Source organism: Azospirillum soli (assembly GCF_017876165.1).
Lineage (GTDB): Bacteria > Pseudomonadota > Alphaproteobacteria > Azospirillales > Azospirillaceae > Azospirillum > Azospirillum soli.
Map to the genome: position 1 here is coordinate 1 of NZ_JAGINQ010000031.1, position 23778 is coordinate 23778.

Annotated in this window: 21 protein-coding genes; 7 read left to right on the plus strand and 14 right to left on the minus strand. The window is 68.0% G+C overall.

What is annotated here, in order from left to right; translation table 11 throughout:
• Positions 1 to 253: 253 nt before the first annotated feature.
• Entirely contained in the window at positions 254 to 1108 is an 855-nt protein-coding gene (gene aac(3) / locus J2852_RS28095; protein WP_209882087.1) for an aminoglycoside 3-N-acetyltransferase, read from the plus strand.
• Here the strand turns inward: aac(3) and J2852_RS32445 are convergent.
• The 13 genes from J2852_RS32445 to J2852_RS28160 all read right to left on the minus strand — a co-directional run bounded on the left by J2852_RS32445 (position 1020) and on the right by J2852_RS28160 (position 15976).
• Complete coding sequence (locus tag J2852_RS32445) at positions 1020 to 1478, minus strand: LysR substrate-binding domain-containing protein (RefSeq protein WP_425514407.1); 459 nt, start codon at positions 1476 to 1478, stop codon at positions 1020 to 1022. The genes aac(3) and J2852_RS32445 overlap by 89 nt on opposite strands.
• Positions 1479 to 1674: 196 nt before the next feature.
• Entirely contained in the window at positions 1675 to 2433 is a 759-nt protein-coding gene (locus tag J2852_RS28105; RefSeq protein ID WP_209882092.1) for an iron ABC transporter ATP-binding protein, read from the minus strand.
• The gene (locus J2852_RS28110; protein WP_209882093.1) at positions 2430 to 3377 is read right to left on the minus strand and encodes an iron chelate uptake ABC transporter family permease subunit; all 948 of its coding nucleotides are present in this window, start codon (positions 3375 to 3377) and stop codon (positions 2430 to 2432) included. Before J2852_RS28110 ends, J2852_RS28105 begins: the two co-directional genes overlap by 4 nt.
• On the minus strand, positions 3364 to 4332 hold the full coding sequence (locus tag J2852_RS28115) for an ABC transporter permease (RefSeq protein WP_209882095.1): 969 nt from the start codon (positions 4330 to 4332) through the stop codon (positions 3364 to 3366). The genes J2852_RS28110 and J2852_RS28115 overlap by 14 nt, the downstream gene beginning before the upstream one ends.
• Entirely contained in the window at positions 4329 to 5255 is a 927-nt protein-coding gene (locus J2852_RS28120; protein ID WP_209882097.1) for a siderophore ABC transporter substrate-binding protein, read from the minus strand. The genes J2852_RS28115 and J2852_RS28120 overlap by 4 nt, the downstream gene beginning before the upstream one ends.
• Before the next feature lie 17 nt (positions 5256 to 5272).
• Positions 5273 to 6136 (minus strand): sugar phosphate isomerase/epimerase family protein, encoded by an 864-nt coding sequence (locus J2852_RS28125; protein WP_209882099.1) that lies wholly within the window; start codon positions 6134 to 6136, stop codon positions 5273 to 5275.
• Complete coding sequence (locus J2852_RS28130; protein WP_209882100.1) at positions 6136 to 7419, minus strand: DUF6005 family protein; 1284 nt, start codon at positions 7417 to 7419, stop codon at positions 6136 to 6138. Before J2852_RS28130 ends, J2852_RS28125 begins: the two co-directional genes overlap by 1 nt.
• Complete coding sequence (locus J2852_RS28135) at positions 7416 to 8663, minus strand: AMP-binding protein (RefSeq protein WP_209882102.1); 1248 nt, start codon at positions 8661 to 8663, stop codon at positions 7416 to 7418. Before J2852_RS28135 ends, J2852_RS28130 begins: the two co-directional genes overlap by 4 nt.
• Positions 8660 to 10405, minus strand: a complete 1746-nt coding sequence (locus J2852_RS28140; RefSeq protein WP_211112368.1) for an IucA/IucC family protein — start codon at positions 10403 to 10405, stop codon at positions 8660 to 8662. The genes J2852_RS28135 and J2852_RS28140 overlap by 4 nt, the downstream gene beginning before the upstream one ends.
• Complete coding sequence (locus J2852_RS28145; RefSeq protein WP_246500044.1) at positions 10389 to 12197, minus strand: IucA/IucC family protein; 1809 nt, start codon at positions 12195 to 12197, stop codon at positions 10389 to 10391. The genes J2852_RS28140 and J2852_RS28145 overlap by 17 nt, the downstream gene beginning before the upstream one ends.
• A 46-nt stretch (positions 12198 to 12243) precedes the next feature.
• Complete coding sequence (locus tag J2852_RS28150) at positions 12244 to 12543, minus strand: DUF2218 domain-containing protein (protein ID WP_209882103.1); 300 nt, start codon at positions 12541 to 12543, stop codon at positions 12244 to 12246.
• Positions 12544 to 12571: 28 nt separating this feature from the next.
• The gene (locus J2852_RS28155; RefSeq protein WP_246500045.1) at positions 12572 to 14806 is read right to left on the minus strand and encodes a TonB-dependent receptor; all 2235 of its coding nucleotides are present in this window, start codon (positions 14804 to 14806) and stop codon (positions 12572 to 12574) included.
• A 186-nt stretch (positions 14807 to 14992) separates the two neighbouring features.
• Positions 14993 to 15976, minus strand: a complete 984-nt coding sequence (locus J2852_RS28160; RefSeq protein ID WP_209882105.1) for a FecR family protein — start codon at positions 15974 to 15976, stop codon at positions 14993 to 14995.
• A gap of 168 nt (positions 15977 to 16144) precedes the next feature.
• Here J2852_RS28160 and J2852_RS28165 point away from each other — a divergent pair, with 168 nt between their 5' ends.
• From J2852_RS28165 to J2852_RS28190, 6 genes are all read left to right on the plus strand, one after another.
• Entirely contained in the window at positions 16145 to 16660 is a 516-nt protein-coding gene (locus J2852_RS28165; protein WP_209882107.1) for an RNA polymerase sigma factor, read from the plus strand.
• A gap of 144 nt (positions 16661 to 16804) precedes the next feature.
• Positions 16805 to 18511, plus strand: coding sequence for an ABC transporter ATP-binding protein (locus J2852_RS28170; RefSeq protein ID WP_209882108.1), 1707 nt, complete (start codon positions 16805 to 16807; stop codon positions 18509 to 18511).
• Positions 18512 to 18990: 479 nt separating this feature from the next.
• Complete coding sequence (locus J2852_RS28175; protein WP_209882110.1) at positions 18991 to 19575, plus strand: cytochrome c oxidase subunit 3; 585 nt, start codon at positions 18991 to 18993, stop codon at positions 19573 to 19575.
• A gap of 11 nt (positions 19576 to 19586) precedes the next feature.
• A complete protein-coding gene (locus tag J2852_RS28180; RefSeq protein WP_209882112.1) occupies positions 19587 to 19877 on the plus strand; it encodes a cytochrome C oxidase subunit IV family protein in 291 nt (96 codons plus the stop codon).
• A gap of 24 nt (positions 19878 to 19901) precedes the next feature.
• Positions 19902 to 20462 carry a hemerythrin domain-containing protein gene (locus J2852_RS28185; RefSeq protein ID WP_209882114.1) on the plus strand — a complete coding sequence of 187 codons (561 nt, stop codon included), beginning with the start codon at positions 19902 to 19904 and terminating at the stop codon, positions 20460 to 20462.
• Complete coding sequence (locus J2852_RS28190; protein ID WP_209882116.1) at positions 20459 to 20740, plus strand: DUF6522 family protein; 282 nt, start codon at positions 20459 to 20461, stop codon at positions 20738 to 20740. Before J2852_RS28185 ends, J2852_RS28190 begins: the two co-directional genes overlap by 4 nt.
• 215 nt (positions 20741 to 20955) lie before the next feature.
• Here J2852_RS28190 and J2852_RS28195 read toward each other — a convergent pair whose 3' ends face one another.
• The gene (locus tag J2852_RS28195; protein WP_343206838.1) at positions 20956 to 23763 is read right to left on the minus strand and encodes a PAS domain S-box protein; all 2808 of its coding nucleotides are present in this window, start codon (positions 23761 to 23763) and stop codon (positions 20956 to 20958) included.
• Positions 23764 to 23778: the final 15 nt, after the last annotated feature.

Sequence of the window (23778 nt, forward strand, 5' to 3'; positions counted from 1 at the left end):
GCCGGTATGAGGGGGGCCTCTGCCCGTTCGGCCCTTACAATCGGCGCAGCAGCACTCGATCAGCACCCGACTTTTTCAACGATATCGGCGAAAAGTGGACGATCCCACCGCCCGGGAAAGGGCGACATCCGCCGATTAGGATGTGTGGTGAAAGGGGACACTCCTTGCGGGAAGTCGACTTGAAAAGCCGTCCCATGGTTGTCAGCTTCCAATCATGCCTGGATGCTGTTTAGGCGCTGCAAGTGTGGAGCCCATGTCGAATATTGCCTTCTTTCGGACACGCGCCTCGTTGCGCGAAGATGCCGAGCATTTGGGCATTGGCCCAGGAGACATCGTCGTGGTCCACGCGGCGATGAGCCGGGTTGGGCCACTTCTGAATGGTCCCGACGCCTTGATCGGAGCGCTCCTAGACGCCTCAGGCCCGGATGGCACGATCCTCGCCTATACGGATTGGGACGCGCGCTACGATGGGCTTCTGGATCGCGACGGACGTGTCGCCGAGGAATGGCGAGCCCATGTGCCACCGTTCGATCCAGCGTCTTCACGGGCTGCGCGGGACAACGGTGTGCTGGCCGAATTCATTCGCACCTGGCCGGGCGCTCGAAGAAGCGGCAACCCAGGCGCATCCATGGCCGCGATCGGCGCGAGAGCGGAGTGGATCACAGCCGATCATCCGCTGGACTATGGGTACGGCCCCGGCTCGCCGTTGGCAAAGCTGGTGGCCGCCGGAGGCAAGGTCCTGATGGTGGGCGCGCCACTCGACACGATGACCTTGCTTCACCATGCCGAGCATCTCTCCCGTGTTCCGGGAAAGCGCATCCGCCGTTGCGAGGTGCCATTCGCCACGGCGGCCGGCACCCAGTGGCGAATGATCGAGGAATTCGAAACGTCCGTTCCGGTCGTGCCCGGCCCTGACGACGACTATTTCGCCACCATCGTCGCCGAGTTCCTCGCGGCGGGGCATGGCGTGCAAGGGACCATCGGGGAGGCCGCCAGCACGATGGTTGAGGCCGCCGCTATCACCGCATTTGCAGTCGACTGGCTGGAGCAGCATTACGGCTGCGCCAACGAAGATGACATTTCCAACTGGCGATCTGGGGTCGCGTAGCGAAAGGGGATGGCGCCCCAGGGCTGCGACTGGGGCCACGTGTCGCCGAAACCCGCCCCTTCTGACGGACAAAAGGGAGGCACTGATCTTCGACCCGATCCTTAGCAAGGGAGTGGTCGCGCCCGCGGACAAGCGTCAACGGCACCCGCCCGATGGTCCGGAAGCCCAACTCTACCGGCAGCTTCTCCTGCCGCCGCATAACGCCCAGGTCGGCCGTGCCGTCCCGCACCATGCGGCTGACGTCCTCCATCAGCGGGAACAGCAGTTCCAGTTCCACGAGGGGGAAGTGGTGGGCGACATCGGCGAACAGCGCACCAAGCGCATGCTCCGGGTATAGTTCGTCGACGGCCACCACCAGCCGGTTCTCCACCCGCTGCTCCAGTCTCGTGGCAACGCCGATCAGAGGCGTTGGTGTATGGAGGCGCTGCTGGAGCAATTAACGAGGGGCTGACGTGCCGCGTCGACGGACAGCCCCGTCGTTCTGATCGCCACGCCTGGTCAAGAGACCGGCCGCCCGCCTCGGTGCACCAACGCTGAGGGGCCACGCTTGCTGCGGCCCGGCCCCGTCAATCATGATGCCGGATCATCGTCCGTCCGTCGATCCGGTGTACCTGCATCCGGTATCCGTAGAGCTGTTCCAGCCGGCCGACGGTCAAGACGTCATTCGGCGGACCGTGGGCAACGATCCGCCCGTCCTTCATGGCGACGATGCGGTCGGCGTAGGCGGCGGCGTAATTGATGTCGTGGAGCACGATCACCACCGTCCGCCCGCGCCGGTCCACCACCTTGCGCAGCAGCCGCATCATCTGCCGGGCGTACATCATGTCCAGATTGTTCAGCGGCTCATCCAGCAGCAGATAATCGGTCCCCTGACAGAAAGCCATGGCAACGAAGGCGCGCTGCCGCTGCCCGCCCGACAGGGTGCCGAGATCGCGGCCGGCCAGCGCCGTCAGGTCGAACAGAGCCAGCGCTTCGTCGATACGCTCCCGATCCTCGTCGGTCAGGCGGCCCCGGCTGTGGGGGAAGCGGCCGAACCCCACCAGTTCGCGCACCGTCAGGCGGCCGGCAAAGCCGGTGTCCTGCCGCATGATGGTCAGCATCCTGGCAAGCTCGCGGCTGGGGGTGCGGTCCACTGGCAGCCCGTCCACCGCGACGGACCCCGACTGCAAGGGCTGAAGCCGGGCGACCACCGACAGCAGGCTGGACTTGCCGGCTCCGTTGGGGCCGATCAGCGCGGTCAGCTCGCCTTTGGGCAGTGCCAGCGAAACCTCATGGAGAATCGGCGTCCCCCGGTGGCTGAGGCTGACACCCTCGATTTCGATCATCGCCCTCGCTCCGTCGCCAGCAGGAACAGGAACAACGTCCCGCCCACGAACTCCACGATCACCCCCAGCGTCCCCGCTCCGCCGAAGCCGTGCTGCAACACCGTTTGGCCGCCGACCAGCACCGCGACCGCGATCAGGGCGGACGCCGGCAGCAGGACGGCGTGGCGTTGGGTGCCGGTCATCCGCTCGGCCAGCGCCACCACCAGCAGGCCGAGGAAGACCACCGGCCCGACCAGCGCGGTGGACACCGCCACCAGCGTCACCACCAGCGTCAGGATTCCGGTCACCGTGCGGCGCCAATCGATGCCCAGCGCGATGGCCGCCGCCGGGCCGAGCGCCACCACGTCCAGCACATGCCGCAGCCGCCACGCCACCGCCGCCCCGGCGGCCGTCAGCACCAAGCCCAAGGCCAGAAGATCCCCGCGTACGGCCGAAAAGTTGGCGTAGCCGGAGCCCTGGAGCACCGCGAAGTCGTTGGGGTCGATCAGCCGTCCCACCAGTGAGGTCAGGCTGCGGAACAGGATCCCCAGCAGCGCCCCGGTCAGCAGCATCCGGAAGAGCGGCACCTGCCGGCGCAGAATCGGCAGGAAGACCGCCGCGGCGACGCCGACCATCGCCAGCAGCGCGCAAAGGAACTTCATCCGCGGATCGACGCTGGCGAAGCCGAGGCCACCCAGCAGGAAGACCATCACCGTCTGGCCCAGCAGATAGAGCGCGTCCAACCCCATGATCGAAGGCGTCAGGATGCGGTTCCCCGTCACCGTCTGGAGCAGAACGGTGGAGACCGCCACCGCCACCGCCACTTGGACCAGCGCCAGCAGCTTGACCGCCCGCAGCTCCAGCACGAAGGCGAAATTGCCGCGCAACCCCAGCGTCATGAAGGTGGCGGCACAGAGCAGGGCGAGCCCAGCCGCGAACCAGACCCGCCGTTCAGCCGCGTTCATGCCGTTCCGCCAGAAGCCAGAGGGCGAGCGCCGCGCCGACGGTGCCGAGGATGGTGCCGATGGGAATTTCATAAGGATACCGCAGCAGCCGGCCCAGCACGTCACAGCCCAGCGTCAGCCCCGCCCCGCCCAGCGCCACCCAGGGCAGGGAGCCGCGCAGGTTGTCGCCGCGCAGGCGGGAGACTAGGTTGGGCACGATCAGCCCGACGAAGGGAATCATCCCGACCACCACCACGGTCATGGCCGACAGCAGCGCGACCGCCGCCAGCCCGGCCTGCACCATCCGTTCATAGTCGAGGCCGAGGCCGAGGCTGGCGTCCTTGCCCAGCGAGGCGATGGTCAGCGCGTCGGCGAACCACCAAGCCAGCGCCACCAGCAGGGCGGCGAGCCACAGCAGCTCGTACCGCCCGCGCAGGACGCCGGAGAAGTCCCCGTTCATCCAGATGTCGAGATATTGCAGCAGGTCCATCTGCCACGCGATGAAGGTCACCCCGGCGGAGATCACACCGCCGTAGATCAGCCCGAACAGCGGCATCAAATAGGGCTGGGTCGGCGGCAGGCGGCGGACCAGCAGCAGGAAGGCGGCGGTCCCGGCGAGGGCCGTCAGCGTCGCCACGACCATCTTCTCCAGGATCGAGGCCGCCGGCCAGACCAGGGTCGCCAGCAGAATGCCGAAGGCCGCGCTCTGCTCGGTCCCCCCGATGCCGGGATCGACGAAGCGGTTGCGCGCCAGCGTCTGCATGATCAGCCCGGCGATGGCCAACCCGGCCCCCACCAGGATCACTGCCAGCGTGCGCGGCAGCCGGCTGATCAACAGCGTGTCGAGCGCCTCCGTCCCGTCCACGGTGGACAGGTCGGAGACGCCGACCGACAGGCTGGCGGCGCAGAGTGCCGCGAAGAACAGGACCGTTCCCAACGCTGCGGCCCGCACGGAGACGGCCGGGAGGATGGTCATGGGGCCGCCCGGAACCGCTCTTCGAGCCGGGCTAGCACCCGCAGGGTGGCCGACACGCCGCCGGCCGCGATGTAGGTGTCGGCGGGCGGCAGGTAGACGATCTGGCCGGTGCTGCCGGCGGTGGTCTGCGCCACCAGATCGTTGGTCAGCGTCGCCTTGGCGCTGGCTCCCGTCTCGCCGATGGCGGCGGTGCGGTCCAGCACGATCAGCCAGTCCGGGTTGGCCTTGCGAATGAATTCGAAGGAGACGACCTCCCCATGCAGCGCGGTCCCCAAGTCCGGCACGGCGGGCGGGATGCCCAGCTCCGAATGCAGCCAGCCGAAGCGGGAACCGACCCCATAGGCCGACAGCTTCGGCCCGTTGGTCATGACGATCAGCGCCCGCCCCCGGCCGGCCACCGCCGCACGGGTGGCGGCGACGGCGGCATCCAGCCGCACCTCCGCCGCCTTCGCCTCCACCTCGCGGTTGAACAGCAGGCCGTAGGCCGACAGGCGGCGCTTGGCGTCGGCCAGCAGGTCCTTGCCGTCGATGGTCATGTCGATGGCGGGCGCCACCCGGCGCACCGTGTCGAGGTGCGGAGAGGATCGTCCGCCGATGATGACCAGATCGGGGCCGAGCATGCTCAACGCCTCCAGATCGGGGTCCTGAAGGGTGCCGACCGGAGCGGCCCCTTTGGTTTTCGCCTCAAGCTCCGGGACGAAGATCTTCTGCGGCCGGCCCGCCGGCGTGATGCCGAGGTGCAGCAGCGTGTCGATGGCGGCGACGTCATACACCGCGACCGTCTTCGGCACGCCCTTGACCTCGACCGGCCCGAGCGCCGTGGCAATCAGGGCCGTGGGAATCCCGGCGGCCCCGGCCGGCAGGACCGGCAAGCACAGGGCGACAACCACAACCAGCCGACCGAACCACACCATTGCGTCCATCCTGTTTCGCGCTCCCGTCATTGCCGCGCCATGCCGGCGGCGCGAAGGGGCCGCGCGTTCCCGGCGGTGAGAGCCGTGGCCTTCGCCACGCCGTCCCGGTCCCGCCGCAGAACCGCGTAGCAATCGTCGCCGAACCACTCCAGCGAGCCTTCCGCCGCCGGATCGCCGGCCAGTTCGGAAAGGAAGCGGCGATAGTCCACCGCCCCGTCGAACAGTGGCACCATCCCGTCGCGCCGCCCCGCCGCCGCATAGACGTTGGCCGGTTCGAACACCGTCAGGTCGGCGCGGTCGCGGATGTTCTTCAGGTGGTAATGGCCGATGTGTGGACGCAGCGCCCGATGGGCGGTCACGGGGTCGTCCCCGCCTTCCCAGACGTGCAGCACGTCGAAATTGACCTTCAGCGCCGGGTGATTGACTGCGGCGATCAGCGCGCGGGTGGCTTTCAGGCTGTCGGCCAGGGTGCCGGGATGGATTTCCACCAGCAGCGACAAGTCATGGTCGGCGGCCAGTCCGCACAGGGTGCGCAGCCGCTCCGCGATGAAGCTCTGCCGCTCCGGCGGTGTCTCCGCGCTGCCGGAGCCGCCGGCGAAGGTGCGGATCTTGCGGGCGCCCCAGCGCTGGGCCAGCCGGCACAGGTCCAACGTCTTGCGCACCAGCGTGTCGGGGGCGCCGTCCAGCGGCAGGTAATCGCTGACCATCGGCACCGAAAGGCCGAACTCGGCCAGCCATCCGCCATCGCGGTTCGAGGTGCCGGCCATGTTGCGGGCGTGCGCCCCCCACAGCTCGATCCCCTGGAAGCCGTTGCCGGCAGCCCAGACGGCCAGATCCTCCAGCGACACCAGATGGTGGCGGAACGTGATGGTGCAGAGCGAGAGCTTCATCACGCTGCCTCGACAGAAATTGCGGTCAGGCCGGCGGCGGCGCGCCATTGGCGGAAGACGGCGGCAAGGTCGCCTTTCAACGCCGTCTCCTGCCGGTCGAGCCGGTCAAGCCGCTCGAACAGGTCGGGGACGAGGCCCGCGTCGCCGGTCTGGGCGAGGCGGAGCATCGCGTAGTGCAGGGCCTTGAACCCCTGGAACAGCTCCTCAATCGCGTCGCAGTGGGCGAGGAAGCCGTCGTCGGGCAGGCGCAACGCCCGCCAGAAGAACGCAAAGCCGTGCTCGTAGGCGTATTTCCGGATGGCGATCACCGGAACTTCGCGCAGGGCAATGGACAGATTGGCAACCGGCAGGCCATCCGCCCCGGCCAGGTGGGCCGACAGGATGGCGCGCACGGCGGCGGTCAGCGGGTTGGCATCGGCCCGGAAGCAGGCTTCGAAATAGGCGGCGATGTCGGCGGGCCGCGCCGGGTGCAGCTCGCGCCGGTCGAACAGGTAGCCGCCGGCCACGCTGGGCTGACGGAAAGCGTTGGCGATCCGCTCGCGCTCGATCTCGCCTTCCCAGCGGAAGTCGGGGTCGGAAACGAAGAAGGTCGCGGGATCGCCGCTTTTTTCCAGCATCAGGTAATGCGGGAAGGGGTTCTGGTTGAACTTGTTCTCCCGCTCCGGCAGGTGGAACAGATCGACCATCGCCATGACGCTGAGGGTGTCCGGCCGCCGCTCCACCAGATCGAGCAGGAGGGCGAGATTTTCCTCCTTGCCGCGGGCGTGATCGTACCATTGCCGCACCTCCGCTCCGTAGAGGCGGCGGTACCAGTCGCGGAAGAAATCGTGGCTGACGGTGGGAGCGTGGTAGCGCAGGACCCAGTCGGCCCCGACCTCGAACTCGGCGTCCCAGACCCCGAAATAGAAGGGGCGATGGTCGATCCCGGCCCGCTTCAGCGCGTCGCAGACACAGCTGACGAAGCAGTGGACCTTGATGTCCTGATACTCCTCGCCGTGGACGCTGCCGGGGGGCGGCGCCTCGGCACCGGCGGCCGGCTTGGTGCCGGCGAACAGGCTCGCCACGTCGGCCACCGTGGACAGATCGCGCGAGGTGATGAGGTCGTCCGGGGCGTCCAGCCCGAAGGACAGCTCCAGCTGAAGGAACAACTCCATCATCAGCACGGAGTCGAGGTACAGATCCTCGTTCAGCCGGGCCTGCGGACCGAAAGCCGCCAAGTGACGGTTTTGCAGATGGTCGCGCAGGACGGTGTGGATGGCTTCGACGATGTCGTTCTCGGTCACGGTGCGGCCTCCGCATAGCGCGTGGCGACCGCGCGCCGGCTGATCTTGCCGTTGGCCATCCGGGGCAAGGCATCGGCGCGGATCAGTTCGCCCGGCTGCTGATGGTCCGCCAGATTCTTCCGGCACCAGTCGCGCAGCATCGGCTCCGTCACCTCGGGCGCGGCGGAGAACAGCAGGGCGACCCGTTCGCCGGCGAAGCGGTCGGTGCGGCGGAAGGCGACCGCGTCGGTGACGCCGGGCAGCGCCATCGCCACGTCCTCCACCTCCTGCGGATAGACGTTCAGGCCGGCGACGTTGATGGTGTCGTCCAGGCGCGACACGAACACCAGCATGCCGTCGTCGCGCCGGTATCCCAGATCGCGGGTGCGGATTTCGCCGCCGGGAACCGACAGCACGATCTCCGCCGGGGCCTCCCTCGTGCCAGTGGTCAGGCGGTGGTGGGGCAGCACGCGGCCCAGGTCGGCGCTGGCCGCCATGTCGGGATTGACCGCGATGCAGCCGGCTTCCGAGCAGCCGTACTGTTGGAACAGGTGAACGGTCTTGCCGCGGATGCGCTCGAACCAGGGTTCCGGCAGCAGGGTGCCGGAGGTCATGGCCGCGTGGATGCGCTCCCCCTCGGGCATCAGCCGGGCCAGCGTGTGCAGGATAACCGGGGAGGCGTAGAGCAGCGGCCGCTCGATCTCCCGCAGCGCCTTCAGCAGGAACTTCGGGTTGGTGGTGTCGAGGATCACCGGCTCCGCTCCGCGCCGCAGCCCGGCCAGCAAGCCGCTGATCAGCCCGTAGGAATGGGTAGTCGGGCAGGCGATGACCGGGGTCATGCCGGCGGGTTCCGTAAAGGAACCGACGTAGCTTTCGATCTCCCGGTCGATCTCGGTCCAGCTCCGCGCGATGCATTTGGGCGCGCCGGTGGTCCCGGAACTCATTTGCAGCAGCTGACCGGGTGCGGGAGTGGCCGGACGGGGGGCGATCTCCTCCGGCTTCAGGCTGTTGTGGTAGAGCGCATGGCAGCTGGCCTCCCGCGCCAGCCGCCGCGCCGCCTCGACTGGGGTGGAGGGATGCAACGGCAGCAGGCTGCCGCCCGCCGCGCGGATGGCGAAGAACAGGGCGAGCCAATCGATGGTGCTGGCGAAGCAGACGGCGAAGCGGGCGCCGGGCCGGTCGGACAGGCGGGCCTGCCCGGCGTGGCCGGCGGTCAGAGCCTCGACCTCCACCCTGGAATAATGTCGGTCGTCGATCCGGATCATCGGAAGCCTCCGGGCGCGGGTTGTTGCGCGAAACGCGCAAAAATGTTGGGAACCGTGTGGTGGATCTCCTCCCGCGCGCGGAGCAGCTTTCCCCGCAGCAGGGATTCGGTGAGGATCTCCGGGGCGGCATGGCCGACGCGGCGGTGCCGCTCCTCCAGCCCGTGGCGGCGGGCGTGAGCTTCCAGCAGCTCATGGACGCGCCGCCAGAACACCTCCTCCGGCATGCCGTGCTTGAGCGCCAGCAGGTCGGACATGTCGGTCAGGTTGAAGACGAACAGGGTGTCCATGGCCAGCTCGCGGAGCGCGTCCACCCCGCTTGCCCAGTAGTACCGGTCGGGCGGCGCGTCGCGGTAGGCGGGATGCAGACCGGGGAAGTCCGGCAGGTGGGTGGCGTCGGCCAGGAAGTCCGGCGCGTACTCCACGCTGTCGTGGAAGTCGCGCAGGATCAGCCGCACCGGCCAGCCGTCGCGGTGGACCAGAATCATGTTCTGCCCGTGCGCCTCCACCGCAATGCCGTGGCGGACCAGCAGATGCCAGACCGGCAGAACCGCCACCTCCAGCAGCCGGTCCAGCCAGGGCAGCAGCCCATAGCGCTCCACCCAGGGCGCCAGGAAGGGGTTGCCGTCCGCCTCCGTCACCATCAGCAGGTTGAAGGGGATCGCGGATTCGCCCTCGTCCAGCGTCGAATGCACGCTCCGCCGCCACAGCGCAGCCAGCTGCCCGGCCAAGGGGCCGTCACGGTCGGCGATGACGCCGGCATATTCCGGCAGCAGGGTCAGCGGATAGGTCTCGCGGAAGTCCGGATCGCCCTCCACCACGGCGGTCAGCCAGCCGGAGATCGCGGGGCCGGTGCACACCGAATGCGGTTCGATGATTCGGCGGGACGCGGTGTTGATGACGTTCAGAGCCAGCTTGACGTCGGCCTTGCGCGGGTCGTCGGCGTTCATCACCGTGCGCAGCGACTGGCTGGCTCGGTAGTGGTCGCCCAGCGGCCCCAGGCAGACCGCCCGCCGATCGGCGAGCCAGGGAGCCAGCCAGGGCGCGGCGTCCCCCTCCCGCAGCGACCACCATTGCCAGGGATGCAGAGGCAGGAGGCCGTAGTCCTTGTCGGACAGGCCCAGTTCGTCCCGGCGGCGGCGCACCACCTCCCAGGCGGCGGGACCGAGTTCGGCGCGCCAGAACGCCTCCTCGTCGCCGGGGATCGCCTGATGCAGGCAGGAGCGGGCAACCAGCAGCCAAACCAGCTGGAAGCGCTGCCCGACCTCCGGCCCGAAGGCGGCATGGTCGGCCTCGTCGAAGCCCAGTCGCGCCTTGAAGCAGGGATGATAGGGGTGCCCCTCCTCCAGCCGGCCTTCCAGTTCGGCGAAGGACAGGCCGTGGCGCGGGTTGGCCGGCAGGTTGGTGGCGTTCCAGCGGCAGAGCGAGACGGTGCGCTCCAATTCCGCCAGCAATCCGGTCTTGTGCGGATCCGGCGCGTCCAGGCCGGCGACCATCGCGGCGAGGGTGGCGGCCCGCCAGGAACCATCCTCGCCGCGCATCTCGACCGATCCCGGCTGGAGCCGCGGACGGCCGAACGGCCCGAGGGTTCCTAGGCAACGGAATTCCCGACCGCCCGAGCGCCAGGAGAAGCGCTCGCCCCCGGTCACGGCCAGCTCGACGATCCCTTCGAACAGCAGGGCGGCGGCAAGCTGGCGGACCACCCGCTCGTCGGGGCGGCCGGGCAGGTCACGAGGAAAGGGCATGGCGTCCCCCCTCGGTCCCCGAAACGCCGCCGGTCCGGCACAGGGGATTCCGGCACAGGGGATTGGGCCAATGGGCGTAAAGGTCGGCCTCGCTGCCGGTCTGAAGCTCGTCGATGTCCAGCAGCCGGACGGTCAGGTTCTGCTTGGCGCCGATGGTCGGGCTGTCCAGAACCTCTTCGGCGAAGCGCCGCCCGGCCCGCGCCAGCGACGAGGCCAGCCGCTCCAGCCGGGCGCGCAGGGTGCGCAGCAGGTCCTCTTCAGCAGCCAGCCGGTCCTTGCCCATGCGGGCGATGACCGAGAAGATCTGGTTCACGATGACGTAGTAGGAGAAGCGGCGGTTGATCTCCTCCTCGTCGTAATAGAGGGAGCGGATGTTGTCGGCTTCCGGGATCAGCCGGCGCAGCGAATCACGGTAGGAGTTGGACAGGTAGAAGCCCTGGTTGTCGCGGTAGAGGAAACGGGCGGGCATGCTGTCCCGGATGTCGAGCAGCCCGTTCTGCTGGTGCGCCTCCAGCGCGATGCCGTGGGTGTCGTAGAGGCGCAGCACCGGGTCCAGCGCGCAGTCCAGATAGGCCTCGAACCAAGCCCGCGCCGCCTCGTCGACGCGCACACCCCGTTCCGTCGCGGCGCGGCGCACGATCCGGTCCAGCCGGGATGGGCGGCCGGGCAGCGGATCGGCGGCCAGCGCCGCGATGGTCACGACACCGCGCTGGCGGCCGGCGGAGAAGGGATTCTCGCGGATGATCACCTCGAATCCGCTCTCGCTGCCGTCGCAGGAATTCAGTGTGATGTAGGCGGGATCGAGTACGAAGCCGAGGCGTTGCCCCAGCGTCGGGCCGACGGCGCCGATCAGCTTGGCCATGATGACGCCGGCGTCCAGCTCGTGCCGCCGGTTGACGCGGATCGAGTTTGTGATGCGCACCGGCAGCGAAAATTTCAGCATCCACGGGCTGTCCGGGCTGTAGACCGTCCGCACCGAGGAGGTAGCGGTGAACTCCGGCCCGGCGGCGCCCAGCGCCCGCAACGCGCCGCGCTCCAGCATCGCCTGCACCACCGGGTCGAGCGCCAGCGCGTCGGCCTGGAGCGGGTGCATCGGGATCAGAAGCTCGTCGGCTTTCGGGGCGAAGGTGGCGCCCCCGTCACCCAGGATCGCGGTGATCATCTCCGGGGCCGACTGGCGGAAGGCGGACCGGTGGCTGATCTTCGCCGCCGGGGCGGCGAACCAGCGCAGACGGAACCGCCCGCCAAGTTCCGGCGCGTAGACCGGCTGCTGCCAGGGGGTCATGCCCTGAAGGCTCTTGGGCGTCGGGTGCAGCCAATGGCCGAAGACCAGCGACTGTTCGGCGGCGATGAAATCGTCCTCCTCACCGTTGGCCGCCTGTGCCGCGTCGAGGTAACGGTGGACCGACTGGTAGCTTTGCAGGACGCGCAGCAGCAGTTCCAATTCGCTGCCGCGCAGGTCGGATCGGGCGCCCTTGCCCTCCATCCGGCGATAGCTCTCGCCGGCCAGACAGCACAGCGCGGTGAAAGGTTCGGTCGGCTGCCAGGGCTCGTCGGGCAGGGCGCGTTTCCAAATCCGCCCGAAGCCGCAGGGGCCGCACAGCGAGCGCGAGACGATCTCGGCCCTCAGCGCGGTCCGCTGCGACGGCAGCAGCCATTCGACGCACTCGACGCCGGGTTCCGCCTCCGCACCGTGCCGGGTGGTCCGGCCGGCGTCGATCTCCCGCCAATAGCAGTTGGCGAAGTTCTGAAAGGTGGCGTGCTCGGCGATCTGTTGGGTGGAACGCATCATGTGCCGATCCTGAAGGACTTCGGGCAAGGCATGGCGAAGGCTGGCCTCACGCCACCCGATCGAGCCGCCGCCAATCGAGCCGTCCGCCACCCTCGCGGAAGGCGAAGCGCAGCAGGTGGCTCTCGACCACCGACTGAAGCTCGACCAGTTCCTCGGCGGTGGGCGCGCTGGCCTCGATGGTCAGTCGGTCGGGAGCCGCCCGCAGCCGGGCGGTGCCGATGGAAAATCGGCACTCCCCGCCTTCTTCCATCTCCTCCGTTTCGATCTTGTGGGCGAAGTGGCGGCAGAGCTGCGTGGCATAGCGCTTGCCATGCTCCGTCTCGAAATGGGCGGTTGATTGGAACATGAGGGGGCTCCCGTTCGCGGTGCGGGGGTCAGAACTTCGCCGACGCGGTCAGCAGGAAGGTCCGGCCCGGCTGATAAAGCGGGGTAACGGTCCCGAATTCCTGCCCGTAGGTGGCGCGGTCGGCGTAGGTCTCGTCGAGCAGATTGCGGACGTCGACGCGCAGGGTCAGGTTGGAGTACTGCGGAATCCGGTGCTCGACGAAGAGGTGGACCGTCTCGTAGCCCTTCAGCGGCTGCTGGCCGGCCTGCACCTTGTCGTAATCCAGCACGATCTCCACGTCGGCGCCGAAGGTCAGCTCCCATGCCGGGATGGTTTGGGCGCCGCCGAACGTGTAGACGCGGCCCATCGGGGTGGCGAGGTAGGTGCCGGTGTCGGAATCGGCGGGGAGCCCGTCGATGGTCACGTCGATGTCGGCGTACTTGGCGCGGACGAAGCCGGTGTCCCAGGCGTAGCCGATGCCGACCTCATAGCCCTTCGACTTGACGTCGCGGGTCAGGGTGCCGCTGCCGACGGCGAAGCGCGGGGCGCGGACGTCGTCCAGCTCGGTGCGGAAGACGCGGCCCTCGGCGGTGAAGCCCTGGTAGCGGCCGACCAGCCCGGCGGTCAGGTTGTCGGCGGTTGCCGGCTGCGGACCGGCGCCATACCGCCAGGCCGGGTTCATGACGTAATTCTCGGCCAGCTGGACGCCGCCCCAGCCCCGCGAATAGCCGGCCTTCGCGGTCAGATACTCGGGCCACACATCCACCTCGCCGGAGACGTTGTGGCTGATGCCGCTGTTGGTCCATTCCTCGCCGGAAGTGCCCTCGAACCATTGCTGGTCGGCGCGCATGCCGAAGGACAGCCGCACCCGCTCGACCGGGGTCAGCCGCGCCTGACCGTAAAGGCCGGCGTTGCGGGCTTTTTCCACCGCCGTCATGGTCCGGTCTTCGTAGTTGGCGCGATCGACGTAGAAGTCGGTGCCGGCGGTGATGGTGCCCATTCCGATGGTGAAGGCGTTCTCAAGCTTGCCGTTGAACGAGCTGGTCGCCCCCTTGCCGGGATAGCTGCCGGGAACCGTGCTGGCTCCCACCGGGCGGGTGAAGATCGGCGCCTCGATGTCGGTGCGGCCGTAGGCGACCAGCAGCTTGGGGTTCCACAGGTCGGTCGGCTGGCTGTCGGTGTAGGTGAAGACGAGGTTCTGGCGATCCATCGTGTAGTCGCGCACCCTCGGTTCCCAGGGCGGCCGGCCGGAGATGAAGCCGATGTTGGCGCGGAACGGGCGCGGCGCGTCGTCGTAGACCCGCTCGTAGCTGGCCTGGAAGCGGTGGCCGGTGTCGGTCTCGTAGGCGAACTTGCCGAGGCCGCTCTTCAGGTCGGTCTCGGTCCCCTCGACCTTGCGGCCGACGCCGTCCTTGAAGCGACCGCCCTTGGCGTAGGTGAAATAGCCCAGCCCCTCCAGCCCCTGGTGGCGGCCGTAGCCGGCCACGCTGTTGGTGAAGACGGACCCGTTGGTAGCGAAGCTGGACTTGACGAAGGCGCCGAGCCCGTCACCGGCCAGGAAGTCGCGGGCGTCCTTGGTCTCATAGGCGATGGAGCCGGCCAGCGCCCCCGGTCCCGCGTCGGCGGGGGCGACGCCGGCATCGACGCGGGCGGTCTTCAGAAAGGCCGGGTCGATCAGGGTGGTGCCGTTGTGGTGGAAGACTTTGTTGTTCTGCCGGCTGCCATCGATGCTGACCGACAGGTTGGTCTCTTCCAACCCGTCGACGTAGACCTTCTGCGACATGGGGACGGAGCTGCCGACGCGCACCGCCGGCTCACCGACGAAGACATCGCGGAGGTTCTGGGGGTTCTTCCGTTCCAAATCCTCCTTGGTGATGATGATTTGGGCCGGACCGGTCGGCGCGGAGGCAGCCGCCGACACGGACACCGGGCTCAGCACGACCGCGTCACCCGAGGCGGATGGGGCGGGGGCCGGGGCCAGTGTGGCGGTGGCCGGACCGGTCAGGCGATAGGTGACCCCGGTGCCGGCCAGCAGGGTCTCCAGCGCCTGGGCCGGCGCCATGGTTCCGTTGACCGGGCGGGAGGTCCGGCCATCGGCCAGCGTGCCGGGATAGCCGATCTGCCAGCCGGTCTGCCGGCTGAAGGCGTCGATCGCGCTGCGCAACGGCTGTGCGGGCAGGGAGAAAGCTGCCGGACGGTCCACCGGTGCGCTCTGCTGGGCCGCGGCGGGCATCGCCGTCAGCGTGGCGCCGAGCGCGGTGGAGGCCATCAATGCGGCGAACAATTGCCCGGCAATCCGGGACCGGTTGAAATCTGCAACTTTGATTATGGATGCCGTGCGGCCGACCATTCCCTGCAACTCCCGTCATAGGCTGGCGCGGGGGATGCAATCGCAGGCCGCCGAGCCTGCCCCCCTGTTCGCCAGACGTCCGGGGTCGCGGGACCTCACAAAAAAAGTTGCGAATGATTCTCAGCGCAGGACGATGATGCCGGCCGGCAGCACGGTCATCCGCGCGCCGACAATGCCGGCTAGAGCGGCCAGCGCACCGGTCGGGTCGTCCAGCCGGTAGTTGCCGCTGACCGGCTCCGACGCGATGCGGTCGTCCAGCAGCAGGATCGGCGCGGGGTGATAGCGCCGCAGCGTCTCGACCACCGTGGCGAACCGCTCGTTGTGGAAGGCATAGCGGCCGTCCCGCCACGACAGCGCCGCCACCGGATCGGCGCGGTGCTGCATGGTCAGGCCAAGCGCCGTCGCGGTCAGCCGGTCACCGGGCGCAAGGGTCATTAGCTGCCCCGGATCGCCCCGCCGGCTGACCACCACCCGCCCGCGCTCCAGGAAAATGGAATCCTCGCGCTGGTCCGACTGTACGGTGAAGGCGGTCCCCGTCACCTCGACCGTGCTGAAGCCGGCAGCGACGCGGAATGGGCGGGCGGGATCGCGGACAACGTCGAAATAGGCGCGCCCGCGCATCAAGGCCACCCGGCGCTCACCATGGCCGAATCCCAGCGCCACGGCGCTGTCGCTGTCCAGGATCAGGCGGGAGCCGTCGGGCAGTGTCACCTCCCGCCGTTCGCCGGTGCCGGTGCGGTGGTCGGCTTCCCAGCGGATCCTGAGGTCAGGGTAGAGGTGCGCTCCAACAACGGCCAGCAGCACGGCCGCCACCATCGCGCCCAGCCACGCCCGCCGCGGCTGCCGACGCGGCATCGGGTTCGCCGGACGATGCGTCAGGGTCGCGGTGCGCAATTCCGCCATGCCGCCGACCTCGGCCAGCCGGTCGAACGCCTCGGCGTTGCGCGGGTCGCTCTGTCGCCAGGCCCGGTAGCCGGCCAGCGTGTCCGGGTCGGCCGGAGCGTCGAGCAGCCGGACGAACCAGTCGAGCGCCGCATCGGTCACCGGGTCTGCATGCCGGTAGGCTTCCTCCGGCTTTTTTCCGTCTGCCCTGTCCTGCGTCACCCGCTTCGCCCGCCGTCTGTCAGCCTGGTCTTGCATTTTAGACGTTCGAGATCGGGACGACCACAAATAGCGCTGATCGGCACTCGGGCCGGCTTGACATCACCAAATGAGAATGATTATCAATTTCTGCGACTCCAGGAAGCGCACAGCGCGACGGATAGGCCGACCATGCCCACAAGTCTGACCGCCATCTATTTGGATCACCGCCAATCGCTGCTGGGCCGGGCCTTGCGGATCGTCCGCGACATGCCGACTGCGGAAGACGTGATCCAGGAGAGCTATCTCAGGGCCTGCAACGCGGCGCAGAAGGAGCCGATCGACAACATCGCGGCTTTCCTCCACCGCACCGTCCAGAACCTCGCCCTCGACCATATCCGCCGCCGCCGGACCCAGAATCGGTTTGAGGCCCCGGCCTCGGGAGGCGTCGATCCGCTGGAGGTCGCCTGCAATTCCCCTTCGGTGGAGGACCGCCTGCTTCACCGCGAGCGGCTGACGCAGTTCATGGGGGCCATGGACGCCCTGCCCGACCGCGCCCGCCGGGTTTGGTTGCTGAACCGGGTGGAGGGCATGTCCTATCCGCAGATCGCGGCCCATCTCGGCGTCTCGCAGGGGACCGTGTTCAACGATATGAAGCTGGCGATGGGGCATTTCCTCGACGCCATGGCGCGCGCCGACCGCGCCTGATCCGGAGCGTCGGCGCGGCTCTTGCCGGGGTAAATTATCCGGCGTGAATTTTTGCGAGGCCCCCCCTCCCCGCGCGTCACAATGATGGCCGCCCAACCCGACCGGGGGCGCGGCCAGGACCAGCGCAACCAGAGGCCCCCAACCGTGTTGAAGGAATTCTTCAGCTACTACCGCCCCCATAAGGGGCTGTTCGTGGTCGATTTCGGCGGGGCGGTTCTGTCCGGCCTGCTGTCGCTCGGCTTTCCCTTCGCGGTGACCGCCTACGTGGACCGGCTGCTGCCCGGCGGCGACTGGGGCATGATCCTGCTGGCCAGCTTCGGCCTGCTGCTGGTCTATCTGGCCAACACCGGGCTGATCGCGACCGTTACCTATTGGGGTCATCTGCTGGGCATCGAGATCGAGACGGAGATGCGCCGCCGTGCCTTCGATCATCTGCAACGGATGCCGCTGCGCTTCTTCGACGGGCAGAAGACCGGCCATCTGGTCGCCCGCCTGACCAAGGACCTGGAGGAAATCGGCGAGCTTGCCCACCACGGGCCGGAGGACGTGTTCATCGCGGTGGTGACCTTCCTCGGTGCGCTCGCCCTGATGCTGTCGGTGCATGTGCAACTCGCCCTGCTGACGCTGCTGATCGTGCCGGTGGTGATGGTGCTGATCCTGCGTTTCGGCCGCGACATGACGGCCAACTGGCATGCCCAGTTCGAGCGGGTCGGCGCCTTCAACGCCCGGATCGAGGAGGTGGTCGGCGGTGCCCGCGTGGTCCGCGCCTTCGCCAACGAATCCCATGAACGCTCGCTGTTCGCCCAGGACAACACCCGCTACCGGCAGGCCAAGCTGAACGGCTACCGCATCATGGCGCTGAGCCTCGGGCTGAACTACCTGGGCATGCGGCTGGTGCAGGTGGTGGTGCTGGTCGCCGGCACCTGGTTCGTCTACGAAGGCGAACTGACCATCGGCGGATTTGTCGGCTTCCTGCTGCTGATCAACGTCTTCTACCAGCCGCTGGAGCGCATCGCGGCGGTGATCGAGAATTATCCCAAGGGGATCGCCGGCTTTCGCCGCTACTGCGACTTCCTCGCCATCGAGCCGGAGATCGTGGACCGTCCCGGCGCCGTGACGGCGGCGCCTTTCAAGGGCGACATCACGTTCGAGGAGGTCAGCTTCGGTTACGACCCCGACCGGCCGGTGCTGGAGGACGTCTCCCTGTCGATCCGCGCCGGGGAAACCGTCGCCTTCGTCGGCACCTCGGGAGCCGGGAAAACGACGCTGCTGTCGTTGCTGCCGCGCTTTTACGACGTGACGCGGGGCCGCATCACCATCGATGGCCACGACATCCGTGACCTGACGCTGGATTCGCTGCGCCGGCAGATCGGCATCGTGCAGCAGGACGTGTTCCTGTTCGCCGGCACCCTGCGCGACAACATCGCCTATGGCCGGCTCGACGCCAGCGAGGCGGAGATCCTGGAAGCCGCCCGCCGCGCCCGCCTGGACGGGCTGATCGCCGACTGCCCCGATGGCCTGGACACGATCGTCGGCGAACGAGGGGTCAAGCTGTCCGGCGGCCAGAAGCAACGGGTGGCGATCGCACGCATCTTCCTGAAGAACCCGCCGATCCTGATCCTGGACGAGGCGACCTCGGCCCTGGACACCGAGACGGAGCGGGCGATCCAGGCGTCCCTGCAGGAATTGGCGCAGGGCCGGACGTCGCTGGTCATCGCACACCGGCTGACCACCATTCGGGACGCCGACCGGATCGTGGTGGTCGGCGATGGCGGCATCCTGGCCGAGGGACCGCACGATCAGCTTATTCGCGGCGGCGTCTACCGGCGGCTGCATGACGCGCAGGGCTGACATTGTTCGCTGTCTGGCGTTGGTGCACGGAGGCGGGCGGCCGGTCTCTTGGCCCTCCGCGTCTCTGGCTGCGGACTTGTGCTTGAAGGGTATGGTGGGCGCGGCGATCAGAACGACGGGGCCGCCCGTCGACATGGCACGTCAGCCCCCGCTAACTGCTCCAGCAGCGCCTCCATGCACCAACGCCGTGCGTTTCCGCAGCCTATGGCAAGAGCGGGTCCGACGCATGTTGGTGGACCACGCCGACGATCCGCGGTTGGTCAGCCTTACCACCTGGAACCGCCGCCCCCCACGGATAGCCGACGACGAGAGCGACGATAGGATATCCGCAACGGCGCAGCCATCCTGCTCTTCGCGGTGCTCACCGTAACGGCCGCCCTTCACGGGCGCCAATCCCGCGGAGCTTGCTCCGGCGCAAAGACGCCACCCAGCGCGGCGCCTAGGATGTCGGCAACCAAAAGACTGGGGGCGGCAGAGGCATGACGACGGCGGACATCATCATCGATGCGGACACGGATGCGGGGTCGGACCCGTTCGTGGGCCTGCCCGGCCATCCGATGATCTGGATCCTGATCCTGAGCGAACTGGCGGTCTTCGGCGTCGGCTTCGTCGGGTTCGCCGTGGCGCGGCTGTTCGATCCGGCCGGCTTCGCCGCCGGGCAGGCCCATCTCAGCCCGATGCTGGGCGGCATCAACACCATCGTCCTGGTGACCAGCGGCTTCCTGGCTGCCTTGGGTGTGTCGCTGGCCCGTGGGGGCTGGCGGTTCCGGGCGCGGGGGCTGTTCGTCGCGGCGGCGACGGTGGGGGCGCTGTTCCTCGCCATCAAGGGCGTGGAGTATGCGGCGGCCTTCGAGGCCGGCCATTCGCTCGACAGCGGCGGTTTCTACACCCTGTACTTCCTGCTGACCGGATTCCACGCGCTGCACGTGGTCATGGGCATCCTGCTGCTGCTGATCGTGGCGTGGCACGACAGCGTGGAAAATCTGGAGACCGGAGCGGCCTTCTGGCACATGCTCGACCTCGTGTGGGTCGTGCTCTTCCCGCTTCTCTACTTAATGCGCTGAGGAGGCTGGCGATGACCCAATCCATGATCGTCCTTTTTCGCGCCTGGGGCATTCTGATCGCCCTGTCACTGGCCGCGCTGCCGCTGGCCGACGGTGAGCACGGGCCGGCTTTCGGGATTGCCGTGGCCGCGGCCCTGTTGAGCATCGCGGTGGCGAAGGGGCGCCAGATCCTCCTCCACTACATGGAGCTGCACCGCGCCCGGCGGTGCTGGCGAACCGGCCTGACCGCCTATCTGCTGGTGGTCGGCCTTCTGATCCTGGCGATTCACGCCGCCGGCGCGCTGGGTTGGCACCCCGCTTGATACCTTTTCACGAGACTTCGTGACATGCACACCGAAAGCCAGACCGGTCAGCTCCTTCACGACGACCATCACCGCACCATCGACCTTCTGAACACCTTCGAAGCCTGCATCGAGCGCACCACGGAGGATCACATTCCACCCCTTGGTCCGGAGGACCGCGCTCTGCTCGCCACCCTTGGCACAGAGCTGGGCCAGAGCCTTGAACGGCATTTCATGCTGGAGGAAGAGTTCCTTTTCCCGCCCATCGCCGCTGCTGGCGCCTACGAGATGACGGCCGACCTGTTGGCCGACCATGAAACTCTGCGCCCTCTTGCCCAACGCCTCGCCCGCCTGTGTGCCCTGGCTCTGCGCGAAGGCTTCGATGAGGAAAGCTGGCCCGTCTTCCGTCATTTTGGCCGCGAGCTGATCGACGGCCTCGTTCTGCACATCCAGAAGGAGGAGACGGCGCTGCTCGGCGCCGTCGATGCCGTGCTCACGCCGGCACAGGACGCCACCCTGGCGCAGGCCTACAGCCACGGGAAAGGCGCGTCCGGTGGTCCGGATGAGCGCACACTATTGCCGTCATCACAGGAAGACCGATCATGAGAGACATCGACCGGATCGGCTCAGCCGAACTGCTTGGACGCAAAATTGCTGACGTTGACGCTGAGGGGGCTGTCGTTTTCGATGCCGCACCGGTCGCGGCCTTGCTCGGCCTACCTCCGGAGGGGCTTATGGCCGGGCTGCGCGACAACCTCGTGTTTCAAATCCATGAAATGGGCACGGGAGATGATCTGGGAAACACTCGGGTGACCTTTCGACACCGCAGCCGCGAAGTCGTTCTCATCCTTGACGCAGCTGGACACGTGCTTGGCGTTCATTGACGGCGCGCAAGCCGCCGCGGCGCCACCAAGCTCATCCCGATGCCGGAACCCAGCCTAGCATGAGGGGCCTCGGCCCGCTGGCCCCTTGCAGTCGGCACAGCAGCAATCTGCCGGCACCTTGGCCGGCTTTTCGCCAGAAGCCGCCTTCTCCGTTGTACAAAGGGGCCTCCAGGGCCCAGCTATGCCGTCAGCTCGCCCAGAGTCCAGGCGCGACCTCACTCAGTCCGGCGTGTCTGTCCGGCATCGGTCAGCATTGCATTGAGCTCATGGATCAGGAGGTCGATCCGATAGGGTTTGGGCAGTACCTTCACGCCGGTGGCACGAGCGATCTCCTCGCTGTAGCCGGTTGCCAACACGATCGGTAGATTGGGATAGCGGCGTTGCGCTTCACGCGCCAGTTCCACGCCGCTTATGCTGCCGGGCATGACCACGTCGCTGAACAAAAGGTCCACGCCGCCTTCTGCGAGCAGGGGAAGCGCCTCATCCCCGGTCGCCGCGCGGATCACCGTGAACCCGGCGTCCTCCAGCGCGGTCGCGACCGTCATGGCGACGATGGGATCGTCCTCCACCACCAGCACGCGTCCGCTTCGGATCGGTTCGGCCAAGGAAGAGGAGCGCTGCTTGCTTTCCGACACCGGAACGCCGAGAGAGCGAGGCAGGAGGAGATGCACCCAGGTGCCGCCACCCTCCACGGACTCGATCCACGCGGTGCCGCCCGAATGCTGGGCGAAGCCATAGACCTGCGACAAGCCAAGGCCGGAGCCCTTGCCGACCTCCTTGGTGGTGAAGAACGGGTCGAAGGCCCGCGCTTGGATGTCGGGAGGCATCCCGGTGCCGGTGTCCGACACCGTCAGCCGCACGAAATCACCCATCAGCCCGCTTGGGTGATCGGCGGCGAGCGAGACGTTGGCTGCCCGCATGGTAAGCGCCCCGCCTGTCGGCATGGCGTCGCGGGCGTTGACCGACAGGTTGAGCAGGGCCAACTCCAGCTGGGTCGGGTCAACTTCCACCGGCCACAGGCCGCTGGCAAAATTGGTTTCCAACCGGATGTCCGCGCGCAACGCCCGGGTCAGCAGATCGGACATGCCAAGCACCCGGTCGCGCAGGTCCACCGCCTCGGGCCGCAACGCTTGGCGGCGGGCGAAAGCCATCAACTGCTGCACCAGCTTGGCCCCCCGGTCCACAGCCTGCCGCCCGGCGTCCAGCAGCGGCTGGATCGGGGCGTCAGCCGCCCGGCGCTCGATCATCGCCAGACAACCGGAGAGGGCCTGGAGGAGGTTGTTGAAGTCGTGCGCCACGCCTCCCGTCATCTGGCCGAGCGCTTCGGTCTTCTGCGCTTGCAACAGGGCCACCTGAGCTCGTTCGCGCTCGGCGGTCTCCTCGGCGACGCGGACTTCCAACGTGGCGTTGAGCCGCTGAAGCGCCTCTTCAGCCATCTTGCGCTCGTGGATGTCGGTGCTGGAGCCAAACCAGCCGGTGATCCGCCCGGCCCCATCGCGCAGCGGCTCGGCGCGCGCCAGAAACCACCGGTATTCGCCGTCGCGGCGGCGGTAGCGCACCTCGATCTCGTACAGGTGCCCGCGGGCGCGCGCGTCATCCCACTGCGCCGCGGTGCGTTCCACGTCGTCGGGGTGCAGCATCGCGATCCAGCCGTCGGGCAGCGCTTCCGCGGGTGTCTGTCCGGTGTACGCGTACCAACGGTCGTTGAAATGGTGCAGCGACCCGTCAGGGTGGGCAAACCAGATGAACGCTGGAGTCAGGTTGGCGATTAGGCGGAGCCGCTCCTCGCCGGCGCGCACGGCCTGCTCGGCCTCGCGGATGTCTGTGATGTCGATGACGGAGCCCACATAGCCAAGGAACTGGCCGTCGGCGTGGAAGCGTGGCGCTGCGGCGTCAAGCGCCCAACGCCAGGAGCCGTCGGCGCGGCGCAGACGGAATTCGGTGCGATAGGAGTGCTGCCGCGCGTTGGCGTCGAGAAAGCTTCGTTCTGCCGCGGCACGGTCTTCGGGATGGATGGCATCAATCCAGCCGAGGCCTTGTCCGAGACCCGGCGCTTGGCCGGTAAACTCGTACCAAGGCCTGTTCAGGTAGCTGCATTGGCCGTCCGGTTCGGTGACCCAGATCATCACCGGCGCATTGTCGGCCATATCGCGAAAGCGTGCTTCGCTTTCGCGCAACGCCATCTCCGCACGCGCCCGTTCCACCGCCGACCCGGTGCGTTGGGCCACCTCGGCGGTCAGGGTCAGTTCGGCCACGCTCCACATCCGGGGTTCCGGGTGATGGACGAAGAGCGTGGCTACCAGTTGCCCCTCTTTGACCAGCGGCACGGCCAGCACGGCCCGGATGCCCAGCGCGTCGAAGGCTGCCGCGACGGTGCGGTCGTCCGTGCTCACATCCGACACGGCGAAGCTCTCGCCGCGTCGCAGCGGCGCGATGAGGGCGTCGCCGAAGTCGGCGAGCCGATGATGCCCGACAACGCTGGGGATGCGGCCGTCGCCCCAGTCGTGCCCGATGGTGATGAACTCCCCGCCGCCATCAATCTCGGCGTATCCCACCTGCGCCACGTTCAGATGTCGACCCAGCCGCTCGGCGGCGGCGGCGATGACCTCCCTGGGATGGGCAAGGTCACGCAACTGGCGTTCCAGGTCGAGCCGGAATGCCTGCTGTCGTTCGGCGATCACCGTCGCGGTGGTTTCGGTGCACGCGCAGAACATGCCGGCGACGCGGCCGGACTCGTCCCGGATCGGGCTGTAGGAGAAGGTGAAGTAGGTCTCCTCCCGATACCCATGGCGCTCCATCACCAGCAGGCGATCCTCGTGGAAGGTCGCCTCGCCGGCCAGCGCGCGCTCGACCAGCGGGGTGAGATCATCCCAGATGTCGGCCCAGACCTCGGCGAAGGGACGGCCCAGCGCCTCGGGTTTGTTGCCGAGGATGGGACGATAGCTGTCGTTGTAAAGGAAGGTGAGGTCCGGTCCCCAGACCGCGAACATCGGGAAGCGGGACGTGAGGATCAGGTTCACCACCGTGCGCAATGACTG

Excerpts from the sequence above, each read along its gene's own strand:
- J2852_RS28105 (WP_209882092.1), bottom strand. The coding sequence starts at position 2,433 with ATGATCGAAATCGAGGGTGTCAGCCTCAGCCACCGGGGGACGCCGATT.
- J2852_RS28110 (WP_209882093.1), bottom strand. The coding sequence starts at position 3,377 with ATGAACGCGGCTGAACGGCGGGTCTGGTTCGCGGCTGGGCTCGCCCTG.
- J2852_RS28115 (WP_209882095.1), bottom strand. The coding sequence starts at position 4,332 with ATGACCATCCTCCCGGCCGTCTCCGTGCGGGCCGCAGCGTTGGGAACG.
- J2852_RS28120 (WP_209882097.1), bottom strand. The coding sequence starts at position 5,255 with ATGGACGCAATGGTGTGGTTCGGTCGGCTGGTTGTGGTTGTCGCCCTG.
- J2852_RS28125 (WP_209882099.1), bottom strand. The coding sequence starts at position 6,136 with ATGAAGCTCTCGCTCTGCACCATCACGTTCCGCCACCATCTGGTGTCG.
- J2852_RS28135 (WP_209882102.1), bottom strand. The coding sequence starts at position 8,663 with ATGATCCGGATCGACGACCGACATTATTCCAGGGTGGAGGTCGAGGCT.
- J2852_RS28140 (WP_211112368.1), bottom strand. The coding sequence starts at position 10,405 with ATGCCCTTTCCTCGTGACCTGCCCGGCCGCCCCGACGAGCGGGTGGTC.
- J2852_RS28145 (WP_246500044.1), bottom strand. The coding sequence starts at position 12,197 with ATGATGCGTTCCACCCAACAGATCGCCGAGCACGCCACCTTTCAGAAC.
- J2852_RS28150 (WP_209882103.1), bottom strand. The coding sequence starts at position 12,543 with ATGTTCCAATCAACCGCCCATTTCGAGACGGAGCATGGCAAGCGCTAT.
- J2852_RS28165 (WP_209882107.1), top strand. The coding sequence starts at position 16,145 with ATGCCCACAAGTCTGACCGCCATCTATTTGGATCACCGCCAATCGCTG.
- J2852_RS28175 (WP_209882110.1), top strand. The coding sequence starts at position 18,991 with ATGACGACGGCGGACATCATCATCGATGCGGACACGGATGCGGGGTCG.
- J2852_RS28180 (WP_209882112.1), top strand. The coding sequence starts at position 19,587 with ATGACCCAATCCATGATCGTCCTTTTTCGCGCCTGGGGCATTCTGATC.
- J2852_RS28185 (WP_209882114.1), top strand. The coding sequence starts at position 19,902 with ATGCACACCGAAAGCCAGACCGGTCAGCTCCTTCACGACGACCATCAC.
- J2852_RS28190 (WP_209882116.1), top strand. The coding sequence starts at position 20,459 with ATGAGAGACATCGACCGGATCGGCTCAGCCGAACTGCTTGGACGCAAA.